The 14,083-nt window shown below is 71.0% G+C and carries 16 protein-coding genes; 3 read left to right on the forward strand and 13 right to left on the reverse strand.

The window, feature by feature from the left end:
- Window positions 1-4: 4 nt before the first annotated feature.
- The 11 genes from D187_RS11385 to D187_RS11435 form a co-directional block, all read right to left on the reverse strand.
- Window positions 5-2,080 (reverse strand): flagellar biosynthesis protein FlhA, encoded by a 2,076-nt coding sequence (locus tag D187_RS11385; protein ID WP_043429312.1) that lies wholly within the window; start codon window positions 2,078-2,080, stop codon window positions 5-7.
- Window positions 2,081-2,112: 32 nt separating this feature from the next.
- Window positions 2,113-3,123, reverse strand: a complete 1,011-nt coding sequence (locus D187_RS11390; RefSeq protein ID WP_002626893.1) for an EscU/YscU/HrcU family type III secretion system export apparatus switch protein — start codon at window positions 3,121-3,123, stop codon at window positions 2,113-2,115.
- On the reverse strand, window positions 3,120-3,914 hold the full coding sequence (locus D187_RS11395) for an EscT/YscT/HrcT family type III secretion system export apparatus protein (protein ID WP_002626892.1): 795 nt from the start codon (window positions 3,912-3,914) through the stop codon (window positions 3,120-3,122). Before D187_RS11395 ends, D187_RS11390 begins: the two co-directional genes overlap by 4 nt.
- Window positions 3,911-4,180, reverse strand: a complete 270-nt coding sequence (locus D187_RS11400; RefSeq protein WP_002626891.1) for a flagellar biosynthetic protein FliQ — start codon at window positions 4,178-4,180, stop codon at window positions 3,911-3,913. The genes D187_RS11395 and D187_RS11400 overlap by 4 nt, the downstream gene beginning before the upstream one ends.
- Before the next feature lie 4 nt (window positions 4,181-4,184).
- Complete coding sequence (gene sctR / locus D187_RS11405) at window positions 4,185-4,910, reverse strand: type III secretion system export apparatus subunit SctR (RefSeq protein WP_002626890.1); 726 nt, start codon at window positions 4,908-4,910, stop codon at window positions 4,185-4,187.
- A complete protein-coding gene (locus D187_RS11410; RefSeq protein ID WP_002626889.1) occupies window positions 4,907-5,311 on the reverse strand; it encodes a flagellar biosynthetic protein FliO in 405 nt (134 codons plus the stop codon). The genes sctR and D187_RS11410 overlap by 4 nt, the downstream gene beginning before the upstream one ends.
- 8 nt (window positions 5,312-5,319) lie before the next feature.
- On the reverse strand, window positions 5,320-6,477 hold the full coding sequence (locus D187_RS11415; RefSeq protein WP_155893308.1) for a FliM/FliN family flagellar motor switch protein: 1,158 nt from the start codon (window positions 6,475-6,477) through the stop codon (window positions 5,320-5,322).
- Between the two features lie 113 nt (window positions 6,478-6,590).
- Window positions 6,591-6,962 (reverse strand): hypothetical protein, encoded by a 372-nt coding sequence (locus D187_RS11420; protein ID WP_245591680.1) that lies wholly within the window; start codon window positions 6,960-6,962, stop codon window positions 6,591-6,593.
- A gap of 140 nt (window positions 6,963-7,102) precedes the next feature.
- The gene (locus tag D187_RS11425; RefSeq protein ID WP_002626886.1) at window positions 7,103-7,897 is read right to left on the reverse strand and encodes a hypothetical protein; all 795 of its coding nucleotides are present in this window, start codon (window positions 7,895-7,897) and stop codon (window positions 7,103-7,105) included.
- Between the two features lie 11 nt (window positions 7,898-7,908).
- Window positions 7,909-8,406, reverse strand: coding sequence for a hypothetical protein (locus D187_RS11430; RefSeq protein WP_002626885.1), 498 nt, complete (start codon window positions 8,404-8,406; stop codon window positions 7,909-7,911).
- Between the two features lie 9 nt (window positions 8,407-8,415).
- Entirely contained in the window at window positions 8,416-8,868 is a 453-nt protein-coding gene (locus D187_RS11435) for a hypothetical protein (RefSeq protein ID WP_002626884.1), read from the reverse strand.
- Window positions 8,869-9,093: 225 nt separating this feature from the next.
- Between D187_RS11435 and D187_RS11440 the strand changes: the two genes are divergently transcribed.
- The gene (locus D187_RS11440; RefSeq protein ID WP_002626882.1) at window positions 9,094-9,420 is read left to right on the forward strand and encodes a PilZ domain-containing protein; all 327 of its coding nucleotides are present in this window, start codon (window positions 9,094-9,096) and stop codon (window positions 9,418-9,420) included.
- Between the two features lie 6 nt (window positions 9,421-9,426).
- Here D187_RS11440 and D187_RS11445 read toward each other — a convergent pair whose 3' ends face one another.
- Window positions 9,427-9,816, reverse strand: coding sequence for a response regulator (locus tag D187_RS11445; protein ID WP_002626881.1), 390 nt, complete (start codon window positions 9,814-9,816; stop codon window positions 9,427-9,429).
- A gap of 243 nt (window positions 9,817-10,059) precedes the next feature.
- Between D187_RS11445 and D187_RS11450 the strand changes: the two genes are divergently transcribed.
- Entirely contained in the window at window positions 10,060-11,775 is a 1,716-nt protein-coding gene (locus D187_RS11450; protein ID WP_002626880.1) for a DUF885 domain-containing protein, read from the forward strand.
- On the opposite strand, the gene D187_RS11455 is transcribed toward D187_RS11450, so the two are convergent.
- On the reverse strand, window positions 11,756-12,205 hold the full coding sequence (locus tag D187_RS11455) for an inorganic diphosphatase (RefSeq protein ID WP_002626879.1): 450 nt from the start codon (window positions 12,203-12,205) through the stop codon (window positions 11,756-11,758). The genes D187_RS11450 and D187_RS11455 overlap by 20 nt on opposite strands.
- Window positions 12,206-12,373: 168 nt before the next feature.
- On the opposite strand from D187_RS11455, the gene D187_RS11460 reads away from it, so the two are divergent.
- Window positions 12,374-14,077, forward strand: coding sequence for a S8 family serine peptidase (locus tag D187_RS11460; RefSeq protein ID WP_002626878.1), 1,704 nt, complete (start codon window positions 12,374-12,376; stop codon window positions 14,075-14,077).
- The last annotated feature ends 6 nt before the right edge of the window (window positions 14,078-14,083 follow it).

Below are 14,083 nucleotides of genomic sequence, written 5' to 3' on the forward strand. Positions count from 1 at the left end.
CTCCTCAGGGCCCCGGCGCGACCGGGGCCAGCCGTCCCAGGGGACGAACCTGCAGTTGCAGCTCCAGTTCGCCGTAGGTGAGGACCGCGACATCGGGGAAGGCGCCCTCGCACAGCTTGCGCAGGGTGCGCCGGACGTCCGGTGCCGTGAGCAACACGGTCTGCCCGCCCGCGGCGATGCGCTTCACCCCCTCCAGGATTTCCGCGATCCGCTCGGGAGCGGGCGCCGGTCCCCGTGCCCCGGCGGAGCGCAGCGTCTCCTCGATCTCCGGATCCACCAGGTAGGCGAAGAGCGGTCCCGAGGGCGCGAACTTGTGGCTCAAGTAGCGTGACAGCGCCTGACGGCAGCGCTCGGCCAGGGCCGCGGCATCCCCCTCGGTGGTGGGCGCCACCAACGCCTCCAGGATGGCGCGCAGGTCGCGGATGCTCACCTGCTCGTCCACGAGCTTGCGCAGGACCTCGGTGAGCAACGGCAGGGGCACCTTCTGGAGCGCTTCCTTCACCAGGGTGGGCGCCTGGGCCTCCAGTCCATCCAGCAGGCCGCGCACCTCCTGCACCCCCAGGAAGCCTGCCGCGCGCGCGCGGATGACGCCGCGCAGGTGCTCGGCGATGAGCTCTCCCGCGCTTCGCAGCGGAACCTGCGCCAGCTCCAGACGCGCGCGGCTGTCCGCCGGCACGCGGCTGATGGGCCTGCCCGTGAACGGCTCCACCACCGGCTCGGCCGTCACCTCCAGGAAGGTCAGCTCCTCCGGTTGAGCCAACGCGTAGAGCATCTCCGGCACGACCTGCCCCATCCCCGCGGGCACCTCGTCGACGAGGATGCGGTACGTCCCCGGCGGCAGATAGGCCGCCCCGGTGCGCACCCGCATACCGGGCACGCGCACTCCCAGCTCGAGGAAGAGTTCGTCCCGGATCCGGTTGAGCACCTGATGCACGAACGCGCCCCCCTGCTCCTGCGCCAACCCGGTGAGGTCCGGCGCGAGATCCACCGTCAAGGGCGCCACGCCCACCGGTGCAGCCGCGCTTTGCGGAGGAGCACCAGGCGCCCCCTTCGCATCGTCTCCGGCGGACGCCTCGCCCGGGGCACCGGGCTCTTCCCCTGACAGGGAGCGCAGGCGAGGAAGGACATACGCGAGCCCGCCGAGCGCGGCCCCCAGGCAGAGGAAGGTCAGATGCGGCATTCCGGGCATCACGGCGAGTGCCCCGCAGAGCGCGACCACCACCCAGAGCGCCCGGGCCTCACCGAAGATCTGCGCGCCGATGTCCGAGCCGAGCGAATCCTCCTCCTTCTCCGACGCCACGCGCGTGACGACGAGCCCCGCCGCCACCGCGATGCAGAGGGAGGGAATCTGTGACACCAGCCCGTCCCCGATGGCGATGAGCGCATAGGTGGAGGCCGCTTCCGCCACCGTCATTCCGTTCTGCAGCACGCCAATGCAGCTGCCCCCCAGGAGGTTGACCAGGACGATGACCAGGCCGGCGATGACGTCTCCCTTCACGAACTTCATCGCACCATCCATGGCTCCGAACATCTGCGACTCGCGCTCCAGGTCGCGCCGCCGGCGACGGGCCCGCGTTTGATCGATGGCACCCGCGCGCAGGTCCGCGTCGATGGACATCTGCTTGCCCGGCATCGCATCCAGGGTGAAGCGCGCGGAGACCTCGGCCACGCGCTCGGCGCCCTTGGCCACCACGAGGAACTGCACCAACGTGAGGATGGCGAAGATGACCGCGCCGACGACGTAATCGCCCCGGACGACGAACTCGCCGAACGCCTGGATGATCTCCCCCGCGTGGCCGTCCGCCAGGGCCAGGCGCGTGGACGACACGTTGAGCGCGAGCCGGAAGAGCGTGGTGAACAGGAGCAGCGTCGGAAAGGACGTCACCTTCAACGCATCCCGGGCCTGGAGCGCCGCCACCAGCAGCGACACCGCCGCCACCAGATTGAGGGCCAGCCCCAGGTCCAACAGCCAGGGCGGCAAGGGGATGATGAGCGCGCCCAGCACCGCGACCATCGCCACGGCGAGCACCACGTCCGAGGAACTGCGTGCCCGCAGGAGAATCTTCATCAATCGGTTCATGACCTCTGCCTTTCGTGGAGGGTCCTCCACGCCTACGGCTCCCCCGCCACCCGGAGCACCGCCGCGGCGGCCTGGTACAATTCCTCGGGGATCTCCTCCCCGACGTCGTAGTGCACGAGGCTGCGCGCCAGCGGCACGTCCCGCACCACGGGAACGCCGAGCCGCTCGGCCTCACGCCTCAACTCGAGCGCGTCCGCCTCGCGCCCCTTGCCAACGAGGTAGGGCGCCTCGCACTCCTCCGGCGCATAGCGAAGCGCGACCGCGAGGTGCGTGGGGTTGACGACCACGACACTCGCCTTGCCCACCCCTCGCGCGGGCCCCCCCGCCGCCCATTGTCGATGGAGCGCCCGTCGCTGACTCTTGTGATGGGGATCTCCCTCGCTCTCCTTGTGCTCGCGCTTCACCTCCTCGCGCGTCATCATCAAATCCTTCAGGTGCCTGCGGCGCGCGAGCACGTAGTCCCCCACGCCCAGGACCACGAGCACCCAGGCGAGCCGCAGCACGAGAGGAGCCAACCGCTTCACGCCGTGCTCCAGGCCCAACGTGCCCGTCAGCCAGACGGAGCGCAGCACGTCCGGCCCCGCCTCCACGGCCTCGCGCCACACCAGCCACCCCACTCCCACCGCCACGAGCAGTGCCTTGCCCAGCTCGATGAGCGGCCTCACGCTGAGGAGTTTCTTCAAGCCGGCCAGGGGATTGACGCGCTCCCATTTCGGCACCACGTGGTCCGCGTTCATCTCGAGCCCCACCGTGGCCACGGACACCGCGAGGGAGGCCAGCCAGGCACTCCCGAGCGGGGGGCCCACCAGGAGCAACAGCAGGAGTCCCGCCTCCTCGAGTGCACCCGCGGACTCCTGGTGCAGCATCAACCGGGCCGTCCACGCCTTCAGCCGGGAGAAGCCCGGGGGGGCCACGACGCACAGGGCCCAGAAGCCCCCCAGGGTCACCACGCTGGAGGACAGCAGGCGGCTGCGCGGAATCCGCCCCTGTCGGCGCGCCTCGCGCAGACGCTTCGCCGAGGGTTGCTCGGTCTTCCCGCTCACCGCGCCACCTCCGCCAGTTGGAACAAGGCGTCCTCCACTTCGAGGAAGCCCGCGAGCAGCCGCTCACAGAACAGCCCCACGCCCAGCCACAGCAGGGCGCCTCCCGCGAGGATGCGCAGGGGCGCCCCCATGTCCTGGAGATTCACCTGGGGCGCGGCGCGCGACACGAGTCCCACCAGGCAGTCCACCGCCATCACCGCCGCGGCCACTGGTGCCCCGATCGCCAATCCCGTGGCCATGGCTCCTCCCGCGAGCCCCACGACACGCAGCACCGCCCCCTCCCCAGGCACATACGCTCCCAAGGGAACCCAGCCGAATCCCCGCACCAGCCCCGACAGGACCACGGGCATGAGCCCTCCCGAGATCACCATCCCCACGAGCAGCGGGTGGAGCGCGTCTCCCGTGGCCGATTCGCGAGACCCCGTGACAGGCAGGCTCGCCTCCGCGGAGGTGCCTCGGAACAGGTCGATGAAACGGCCCCCCATCCGCGCCGCGTCGAAGGGCAGCGCCGCGACCAGTCCCAGCGACACCCCATAGGTGAGCTCCTTCAGCGTCAGCGCGGCCAGGTGCACGGGTGACGTCACGGGCGTGGACAGAGACACCCCCGCCTCCTGATGCAGGAAGAGGGCGAGGCTCAGGACCAGCGCGAGCTTCACCGTCGTCGGCGCCGCCTGTCCTCCCAGCAAAGGACAGAGGAAGGCCACCGGCAACAGTCGCGCGGCGCACAACGCCACCGCCACCACGTCTGGCCCCCAGGACTCGAACCATCCCCCAAGCAGTTCCCACCTCATCCGCCCACCTCCGCGATGAAGCTCAGGACCTGATGCGTGAAGAGCGTGAGCTGGCTGGCGATCCACGGCCCGGCCACCACCAGGGCCAGGACCGCCGCGCACAGCTTGGGCACCACCGTGAGCGTGCTCTCCTGCAACTGCGTGGTGGCCTGGAAGAGGCTCATCAGGAAGCCCACCACCAGGCTCGCGCCAATGGGTGGCAGCGACGCGAGCACCATCAACAGGAGGGCCTCCCGGCCCAGGGAAAGCAACACGTCCTGGGTCATGACATCACCGGTAGCCGAGGATGAGGCCGCGCGCGAGCAGCGACCAGCCATCCACCGCGACGAAGAGGAGGATCTTGAAGGGCAGGCTCACCTGGCTCGGCGACAGGGACTGCATTCCCAGGGCGAGCAAGACGTTGGCGACGACCATGTCCAGCACCAGGAACGGAAGGAAGACGAGGAAGCCGATTTGAAATGCCTCCTTCAGTTCGGTGAGGACGAAGGCGGGAATGACCACGAAGAGGCTCTCTTCGTGGACCCGCTCCGCCTCCTCGGGCGGGCGCAGCTCACGTGCCAGGTCCACGAGCCGAGCGCGCTCCTCCGGACTGCCGTGCTTGAGCAGGAAGGCACGCAGCGGCTCGGTCACCGTCCCCGCGCCCTCGAGGATCCGCGCGCCAGAGCCCATGTCCTCGTAGACGGCCTGCCCCGCGTCGTACATGCGCTCCATGACGGGCGCCATGATGTGCCCCGACAACACCGCGGCGAGCCCCGTGAGCACGAGGGTCGGCGGAGCTTGCTGCGTCCCCATGGCCGAGCGAGCCAGGGACAACACCACGGCGATCTTCGAGAAACTCGTCAGCATCAACACCGCGAAGGGCAGCAGGGACATCACCGCCAACATCCCCATCATCGACAGCGGTGTGCCCGCGAAGGACATCCGCGACAGGGAGGGCTCCGCCGCCGAGGCAAGTCCGGGCATGAGCAGCCCCCCCACCAGCCACGCGCTCCTCATGACAGAGGCTCCTCGACCGGCGCGCCCGCCACCGCGCGTCGGCGCGACCGGGACTTCACGCGCACGGGTGCACGCGCCGGGCGGATCTCCGCGAAGGAATCACCGAACACCACGAAGTAGCGGCTCCCCTCCACCTCCACCAACGCCAGCCCACAGCGCTGCGACAAGCCCGTCCGGGACACCACCCGCAGCGGCTCGGTGCGCGGGAACCCGGCCCCAGCACGCCCCCGGTACATCAGCCACCCGCCCAGGACCGCCAGGGCCAGGCCGCCCAACAACGCCCGAGCCAGTGAGGTCACGGACGCCTCTCTCCACTGCGCCACTCCCGCCAGGCCCAGCACGAGCCCGAGCGCCAGGAGCAGCCGAATGCGCGGCGACACGCAGGTCCACCAGGTCTTCATCGGCGCGCTCACGGCAGCAGGCAGAGAATGCGGGCGCCAACCTCGCCCTCGATGTCCACCAGCTCCGCCCGAGCCACCGCCCGGTCCCCCACGCGCAGCAGCACGGGCTCACTGGCGCTGACGCGCAACGGCAGCAACACCCCCGGCTTCAAGGCCGCGAGCTCCGAGAGCGACATCGTCATCCGCGTCAGCTCGATCTCCACATCCACCGGCAGCGGGGGAAGGCCCTCGCTCCGCTCATGCACCGCGGTCACCATGTCCGACTCCTGGAGAAGTCCGCGTCCGTGGACGCGGTTCAACGTGAAACCCTCGGGGGCGAAGTCCCCCCCACATTCCAAGCCACGCAACAGCAGCCGCCCGGGACCCCGCAGGCTCGTGCCCGACCAGCGCAGCCCCGCGAACAGGATGACGTCCCCCACTCCCAACGTGGCCAACGCCTCGCGCGACAGGGAGGAACACCCCACCCGGCAATGAGCGACCAGCCGCGCCGCCAGCACCTCGGGCGCGATCGAGCCGTCACGCTCCACCGGCAAGTCGTTCAGCGCGCACTCGAGGCTCCTCGCCGGAACCACCAACCGCCCCCCCGCGGTCGTCTGCCCCACCGTCACGGTCAGTTCCACCCCCAGGTGGCGCTGCCGGGCATCCAAGCGCGCCAGCGCCTCCCCGCGATTCACCGTCACCCCGGTGAGACGCGGACTGAAGCGCCCCTGCAACTCCCCCTGGCCCCGCAGCGCGGACAACACCGACAGGCCCACGAAGGCGAAGGAAGCTTCCTCCAGGCGCGTCAGCCCCATGAGAGGAGTCCGCTTCGTCGCCCCCCCCGACAGGCGCTCCAGGACGGCGAAGAGCACGGGCGGCTCCAGCTCCAACACCGCCGTCCCTCCCGTCGCCGACAGGTCCACCAGCGCGAAGGCCGCCGTGTGCGCCAGCCCCGTCGCCGGCATCACCACCGCCTCCAGCACCCGTGCCTCCATCTGAACCGGGCAGCCCAGCTCCCGGCCCAGCGCTTCACAGACTCCCCGCATCTCCTGCCGCGCGAACCGCACGGCCTGGGGACGCTCCTGGAGCGTCACGTGAGCACGAGACAGACGACGGGTGCCGAGCCGACGCAGCCCCATCGGCTTCAAGGTCGTGGATTGGGTATGGATTCCAGGGGGGCTTCTCATGGTTCACTCCGTGCCGCGAACGGGCCTGTCTCCTTCAGCGCCCGTGCCAGTACCCAGGCTCGTGAAATCACCCGTTTGGAGGGCGGGAGCCTCTCGAAACGAGACGAGCCGTCTCACCGCGTGGCTTCGCGGATGAGCCGCTCGGCCAACGCACACACCCGCTCGGTGGCCTCGGGCCCCGAGGGCTCCAGCTGGAGCGAGGGAAAGAGGCTGCGGTGGTAGGGCGGCAGCCGCCGGAAGATCTCCCGCCGCAACACCTCGGGCGCCTCGTCCATCACCCCGCGCAACCGCGCCGCGGCATCCGGCCGCACACCGAACTCCACCGCCACCCGGGCCTGTCTCCTCGCGGACGAGAGCGCGGCGAACCCCGCCAGGTAGCCCCGGGCCCGCACCGCATCGGAGTCCCTCAAGCCCTCGAACAGCTCCGCCGCCCGGTCCCGGCCCCACACCAGCGCCACCAACGCCAGCCCCTCCAGGGGCAACAAGGCCGAGGTCCCCGGCCCGACCTCTCCTGGAGACGGAGCCCGCACCGGCGCGGAGTTCCGCGAGCTCCTCGCCACCACGGTCCGTTCCAACTCCTGAGTGTTCCCCCCTCGCGCCGCCACCATGACTCCTCCCGACATGATCAGGCCACCTTGCGCGCCGCCCCCGGAGCCACCACCGGCCGCGAGGGAGCAGGAGGCACCGCGGGCTTCGCCTCCACCCGGGCCTGGAGGTGCCGCAGGCGCAGCGTCATCCAGCACAACCCCAGCGACAGCCCCGTGATCACCAGGGACAACACCGCCAACAGCACCCGCAGCCGCGTCAGCGGAGACGCTCCCGGCGCGGGCGCCGCCACCCGCGTGGACACCTCGTCCACCATGAGCGACACCCCCTCGGCGCTCAGTCCTTCCACACCTCCGGCGAGCAGCGTGCGCAGCCGCTCCCGTTCCCCCTCGAGCCGCGCCGCATGGCCGGGGGCCACGCGCACCAGGGCCGAGGCCTTCGCGGGCACCGGCTGCTGCCCGGGCCTCGGCGCGGGAGGAACCACCAGATGCACCCGCGCGAGAATCACCCCCTCCACCGTCTGCAGCGTCTTCTCCAGCCCCTGTTCCATCACCCGCACCCGGCACAGCTGCTCCTCCACCGGCGTGCGCACCAGACCGCCGCCCCCGAAGACGTCACACCCCGCGTCCTCCGGCGGCCTCGGCAGTCCCAGTTCGGCGAGGATGCGCACCGCGTCCGAGCCCTGCTCCCCCGTCACCTCGATGGCCCACGTGGGCTTCTTGCCCGACTCGGGCACCTTGCGCGCATCGAGCCCCCGCTCGACGAGCACCCGCTGCAGTTCGTTGGCCTGGCGCTCATCCAGGCCATGTTGGATGCGGTCCTGACAGCCCGTGGCACACACGAGCAGCAGGAAGAGACAGCGTCGCGAGAACATGGAATGACTCCTCACACCTGCGTCTGCAGGATCTGCTTCACGCCGCCGGTCGCCTTCTCGACGACCTTGCCGGCGAGATCGAGCTCCTGGCTCGCGCGATACACATGGGCCTGGAAGGCGAGCAGCTCCGCCGCGGAGAAAGACCGGCCGGACTCGGCCAGCTCCAGGATGTGATCCAACCGCCTCTGTGCTTCCCCCACCCGGTCCAACACCCGTGCCGCCTGGGCTTGTCCGGGCTCGGGCACCGCGCCCACCTGCCCCGCGGCCTTCACCTCCGACCGCCCCCCCGAGGCCCGCTCCACGCCTCCCGCCTCGCACACCCCGCGCGCCGCCTCGGGCCGTGGCGAGGGCACCCGGCCCGGCGCGCCCTCGGTGGCCACCGGAATACCCGGCGGCCTGGCCGCGCCCTTCGCTCCTTCCATCACCTGGCTGAAACCCGCTCGGCCCGAGCGCTCCAGCGCGGACGCGGCGCCAGCACCTCCGACCGCTCCCACCTTGCCGATGGCCATGACGTGCCCCTAGCGGATGTTGTTGATGGCCGCCTTGGCCGAGTCGTGACGCACCTTCATGATGTTGGAGACCGCGTTGTGCGCGCGGCTCTCCGCCTGCATCTGGTTCTGCAGCTCCATGTAGGCCAGGTTCATCTTCGCCCCCTCGGCCTGCATCTCCTTCTGGGCCGCCAGCAAGTCCCACTGCTCTCCCTGCCCCGTCGTGGCCCCGGCGCCCCCCGTCCCGGACAGCGCCGCCGCGCCCCGCATCGACGAGGCCGAGGTGGACACCACCGAGCCCACGCTCGCCACCGCCGCGCTCACCACCGGGGCCCCGGGTGCCAGCGCGGCCACCACGCCCCCCGCCGTGTTCGCCACCGTCCGCGCCGTGCGCGCCATCACCTCGCCGAAGTCGTTGTTCGGCGTCTGCCTCGCCACCGTCGGGGTGATGGACAGCGTGCCAATCCGATTGCCGTTCTCCACGTGAAGCCTCCTGCGCTTGGGAATGCGCGGGGCCTCTTCAGCCGGCATGCCAACCCGCGGGAGGTGGCCTTCCCGAGCGCCGGGCCCCCGCGGACCGCGCGGCGGCCTCCATGGGATGGAGCCCACGTCCACGTGGATGGATGGTGCGGATGGGCGGCCGAAAACTTGCGAGCCCCCCGGAGTGCTTCAGAGTCGTAGTCCCCTGTTGCACCCAGAGGATTCCGAATGATGCCGCCCACCGATCCCACCCGCTCCCAGGGGCGCTACCACCCGCGCGTGGAAGCCAATTGGATGGTCCACGTGCACCTCGGTGAGCGCCGGGTGCTCGTCAAGGCGCTCGATCTGTCCATGGCGGGCCTGTTCCTGCATGGCCACCCTCCGGACGACGTCAAGCGCATCACCCTCACGCTCCCGCTGCCCGGCGTCGGGGAGCTCACCACGAACTGCGCCATCGTCCGTCGCGAGGCGCACGGCGTGGGGGTCGAGTTCGACGAGCTGGACTGGGACCACCTGCTGATGCTGGCGCGCTACCTCCACCCGCGCCTGCCCTGAGCCGCGTCAGGTCGCCTGACGCAGCCGCTCCACCAGCGCCATCAACTCCGCGCCCTTGAAGGGCTTCTGGATGTAGCCGTCCGCCCCCGCCAGCGTGGCGCTCTCCATGTCCGCCTTCTTGGACTTGGCCGTGAGCATGTACACCGGCACCTTCGAGGTCAGCGGATCACTCTTGAGCATCCGGCACACCGAGATGCCATCGAGCTGGGGCAGCACCACGTCCATCAGGATGAGCTGGAAGGGCCGGCCCTTGGCCAGCTTCAGGCCCTCGACGCCGTTGGAGGCACAGACCACCTCCACGGCCCCATCGCTCAACATGGAACGCACCAGTTCCCGGATGACGGGTTCGTCCTCGACCAGGAGGATGTGGAAGGGATTCTGCGGATTGGCGACCATGGGATTCACTCGAAGGCGAGCACCCCCGTCCCTGCCGGGGCGGCGATGGGGCGCGCAGGATACAACCCAGCCCGGGTGACGGACAGTGCGGATGCACCCCCTACCCGCCTGCCCCCAGGTGCGTGGAAAAAATATGGGCGGGGTGATGAGAATCCTACTCCCCGGCCCTCTCGCCCCATTCCGGGCCCTCTCCCCGGGGCACGTTCTCACTCCCCGTGAGAGGATGACTAACGTGGGAGGTCCATGAGCCAGGCTCCCCCGCACGACCTCGACGCCTTCGTCCAGTTGCGCGCCTCGTTCTTCGAGCACTACCTGCGTGCCCAGCCCGAGGAGGCCACGACGCTCGGGCTGCACCACCTGGACGATCAGTTGAAGGACCTATCACCCGAGGCGCTGGGGGACGAGTACGCCCTGCACCGCGACGTGCTCGCGCGCCTGGAGCGACTGCCCGGGGAGCACTTCCCCACCGAGGCCCGGCTCGACTGGCGGGCGATGCTCGACATCACCCGCTTCCACGTCCATGCCTACGAGGAGCTGCGCGGCCACCGGCGCAACCTCGAGCTGTCGACCTACCCGCACACGATGTTGCAGTACCAGATCGGCCAGGCCGAGACGCCCGAGGACTGGGCGGCCATCGCCAGCCGGGCCGCGCGCATCCCCACCTTCCTCCAGCAGCAGCAGCGGCTGCTCGCCGAGGGCCTCGCCACCGGGGAAGTGCCGGACGTGTACACCGTGCGCGACTTCGCCGAGGACCAGCTCCCCGTCATCGTCCGCTACTTCGAGCACCTGCCCGAGGTGCCCGGGGCCCATGACGTGCTCCTGCCGGAGAACGAACGGCGCGCCCTCCAGCACGCGGCCCGGGAGGCCCGCGAGGCCTTCGCCGCCCACCACCGCTTCCTGCGCGAGCGCGTGCTGCCCCATGCCAGCCCCAGCGTCGTGCTCGGCGCGGACGAGTACGAGTGGCGGCTGCGCCACACGTTCGGCCTCACCGCCTCGCCCGAGGAGCTGGTGCGCCAGGCCCAGGACGTCCTGGCCCAGGCCCAGCACGCGCTCCACCGGCTGTCCGGCGCGGTCGCCCGGGAGGTGCCCGGTGCCCCCTCGTCCCTCTCCGGGCTCGGCGAGGCGCGCGAGCTGCTCGCCCAGCTCGAGGCCCACCATCCCGCCCGGGACGAGGACGTCATCCCCCTCTACCGGGAGCTCATCGCGCACACCGAGCAGTTCGTCCACGAGCAGGGGATGTTCCACGTGCCCGAGGGCCTGCGGCTGGGCATCAAGTCCCTTCCCCCGGGCATGGTGGACGTGCGGGGCACCAACTGGCCCGCGCCCCTGTTGGATCCGCGCAAGGTGGGCTGGTTCGTGGTCGCCCCCATGGCGCCCGCGCACCCCACCGTCTGGGCAGCGCTGCTCGCGGTGCACGAGGGCATCCCCGGCCACTTCCTGCAGAGCGTCGCCTGGCAGCGCGCCTTCTCACGGAACCCCGCTCCGGTGCGCTTCCTGCTGGTGACGGACCACGTGGCCATGGCCCGGGGCCACTTCGGCTCCATGCTCAACATCGAGGGCTACGCCACCTACGCCGAGGAGCGCATGCGGCGCGCGGGCTTCTACACCACCGCCGAGGAACTCACGGCGCTGGTGGCCCGCGCGCTGCGCGCCGTGCGCGTGGTGGTGGACATCGGCCTGCACACCGAGCGCATGGATGACGAGGCCGCGGTGCGCTACCTCGTGCACCACGCCAGCATGCCCGAGGCCCATGCGCGGCGGGAGATCCTCCGCTTCAAGCGCATCCCCATGCAGTCCATCACCTACCTGCTCGGCGCGCTCGAGTTCGAACGGCTGGAGGCGGATTGCCGGCGCCAGCGCGGCGAGCACTTCGACGAGGCCGGCTTCCACGACGAACTCTTCTCGTTCGGCCCGGTGCCCCCCGCCCAGCTGCGCCCCTTCATGTTGGCCCGGGAGTGACACCCGGCAGCCACCCCACGTAGCGCGTGTCGCCGGTGCGCCGGCCCCGGACGAGGTAGAGCCCCCGCTTGAAGAGGGCGTAGGTGTGGAAGAAGGCCGCCAGGCCCCAGCGGTCCACCGGGCGCAGGGGCCGCGTGCTGCAGATGACCTTGGGATCGGCGCACCCCGCGTCGAGAAATCCAATCACCCCCACCACCGGCACCCGCAGGCGCGCTCCCCGGCGCAGCCGCGGGCCGAGGACGACCACGTCCAGCGGATCCCCATCCCCCGAGTCCAGCCCGGGAACACAGCCGTAGTTGTAGGGACAGGGCAGCGGGGAGATGAAATCCACGCTCCCATCCGCGCGCCGCTTCACCACCGACCCCCGAGGGGATTCGATCAGGACTTCGGGCTCGCTCGGCAGCCCGGGAGGCAAGGAGAACTCGGACACCCGAGCGGTGTAGCACGACGGCCAGGGGCCGGAGCTGTTCACCTGTCCACGCTTGCCCCCACCACTCTGTGCTTCCGGGCACGTCCCCTTCGTCCGGAAACGCCGTTCCCCCTGGGCAGCGCACCCGCCCCTGCCCACATCCCTCCCGTGGGGAGCGTTGGAGGGGCGATGATTCGGGGATGGACGGTGGTGGGGCTGGTGGGACTGATGGCGTGCGCGGACCCGGAGGCGGGCATCTCGCCCCAGAGTCAGAACAGGTGCGTGGACACGAAGGTGCACACCGTGTCCGGCGCGCTCTCCTCCCCGGCCGGTGATGACCGCCAGGCCGTGCTCGTGCGCTACCGCCCCGGCCTGCGCCAGAGCGCCTCCGTGACACGGCAACTGGGCGTCTCCGTGACGGCGCACTACCAGCTCACCCCGGCCGTGGCCGCCCGCCTGACGCCCCAGGAAATCTCCCGGCTCGCCGCGGATCCCTCCGTGGAGCGCATCGAGCCAGACCTGGAGCTGCGCGCGCTCGGCCAGCCCCTGAGCACCGGCTCCGTGGGCGAGTACACCGAGTCGCTGCGGCTCGTGCAGGGCCCCCGGGTGTGGGACGTCAACGAGGACGGCGTGCTCGACTGGGGAGCCCCCACCGGCTCGGGCATCCGGGTGTGCGTCATCGACAGCGGCATCGACCGGCGGCATCCCGAGCTGCGCCTGCCCTACGTGGACGGCCATGACTTCGTGGACAACGACGACGACCCGAGCGACGAGAGCGAGGGCGTGCGCGGGCTCGGCCACGGCACGCACGTGGCGGGCATCATCGCGGCCCAGCTCGCCTCGGGTGGCACCACCTGGGCGGGCATGAGCCGTGACGGCATGGTGGGCGTGGCCCCCGGCGTGGAGCTGCTCATCGCCCGGGTGCTCAACGTGCACGAGCGCGCCTCCATCAGCAACGTCCTCTCCGCACTCGAGTGGTGCCAACGCAAGAAGGCGCACGTGGCCACGCTGTCGCTCGGAGCCCCCATGGACATGGGCGTCACCGCCCGGGACGCGTTCCAGGCCGCGCGCGACGCGGGAATGCTCATCATCGCCGCGTCGGGCAATGACGGCACCGCCCACCTCGAGGCGCCGCTCAACTACCCGTCCGCCTATCCGTCCGTCCTGGCCGTGGGGGCCGTGGACTCGCGCGCCCAGGTGGCGACCTTCTCCAACGGAGGCGAGGGCTTGAGCCTCGTGGCACCGGGCGTGGACGTGCTGTCCGCCATCAGCCTGCGGGGCAACACCATCTCGGAGCTCGACGCGGGCGCCCAGCGCTACGCCTCGCGCTCGCTCTTCTTCGCGCCCGCGGGCGAGTTCACCGGGACGCTGGTCGACTGCGGCAACGGCGAGGCCCAGGGGTGCCAGGGCGGCACGTGCGACGGCTTCGTGGCCTACGTGCGGCTGGAGCCGGGCGCCACGGTGTCCCGCGTCGCGCGCAACGTGATGGAGCAGGGCGCGCGCGCCATCGTCTTCGGCATGAGCGAGTCCGAGACCCAGTCCTGGCAGATGAGCCTGGAGGGGCCGGGACAGACGTGGGTGCCCGCGGTCTCCGTGGGGCGCGAGTCCCGGGCGGCCGTGCTCAAGAGCCTGGGCAGGCAGGTGCACGTGAACCTCACGGGCGTGGACTATGCCCGGTTCATGGGCACCTCCATGGCCGCGCCCCACGTGGCCGGCGTGGCGGCGCTCGTCTGGAGCGCCCGTCCGACGATGACGGCCAGCGAGGTGCGCGACCTGCTGGAGCGCAGCGCCCTGGACCTGGGAGCGCCGGGCCATGACCCCCGCTACGGCCATGGACTCGTCCGGGCGCGGGCCGCCCTCGATGCCCTCGGCGGGCTCCAGTCCCTGCCCTGAGCCCAC

Source organism: Cystobacter fuscus DSM 2262, assembly GCF_000335475.2.
Taxonomy (GTDB): Bacteria; Myxococcota; Myxococcia; order Myxococcales; family Myxococcaceae; genus Cystobacter; species Cystobacter fuscus.

Excerpts from the sequence above, each read along its gene's own strand:
- D187_RS11415 (WP_155893308.1), bottom strand. The coding sequence starts at position 6,477 with ATGAGAAGCCCCCCTGGAATCCATACCCAATCCACGACCTTGAAGCCG.
- D187_RS11445 (WP_002626881.1), bottom strand. The coding sequence starts at position 9,816 with ATGGTCGCCAATCCGCAGAATCCCTTCCACATCCTCCTGGTCGAGGAC.
- D187_RS11425 (WP_002626886.1), bottom strand. The coding sequence starts at position 7,897 with ATGTTCTCGCGACGCTGTCTCTTCCTGCTGCTCGTGTGTGCCACGGGC.
- D187_RS11410 (WP_002626889.1), bottom strand. The coding sequence starts at position 5,311 with ATGAAGACCTGGTGGACCTGCGTGTCGCCGCGCATTCGGCTGCTCCTG.
- D187_RS11460 (WP_002626878.1), top strand. The coding sequence starts at position 12,374 with ATGATTCGGGGATGGACGGTGGTGGGGCTGGTGGGACTGATGGCGTGC.
- D187_RS11400 (WP_002626891.1), bottom strand. The coding sequence starts at position 4,180 with ATGACCCAGGACGTGTTGCTTTCCCTGGGCCGGGAGGCCCTCCTGTTG.
- sctR (WP_002626890.1), bottom strand. The coding sequence starts at position 4,910 with ATGAGGAGCGCGTGGCTGGTGGGGGGGCTGCTCATGCCCGGACTTGCC.
- D187_RS11450 (WP_002626880.1), top strand. The coding sequence starts at position 10,060 with ATGAGCCAGGCTCCCCCGCACGACCTCGACGCCTTCGTCCAGTTGCGC.
- D187_RS11430 (WP_002626885.1), bottom strand. The coding sequence starts at position 8,406 with ATGGCCATCGGCAAGGTGGGAGCGGTCGGAGGTGCTGGCGCCGCGTCC.
- D187_RS11395 (WP_002626892.1), bottom strand. The coding sequence starts at position 3,914 with ATGAGGTGGGAACTGCTTGGGGGATGGTTCGAGTCCTGGGGGCCAGAC.
- D187_RS11385 (WP_043429312.1), bottom strand. The coding sequence starts at position 2,080 with ATGAACCGATTGATGAAGATTCTCCTGCGGGCACGCAGTTCCTCGGAC.
- D187_RS11440 (WP_002626882.1), top strand. The coding sequence starts at position 9,094 with ATGATGCCGCCCACCGATCCCACCCGCTCCCAGGGGCGCTACCACCCG.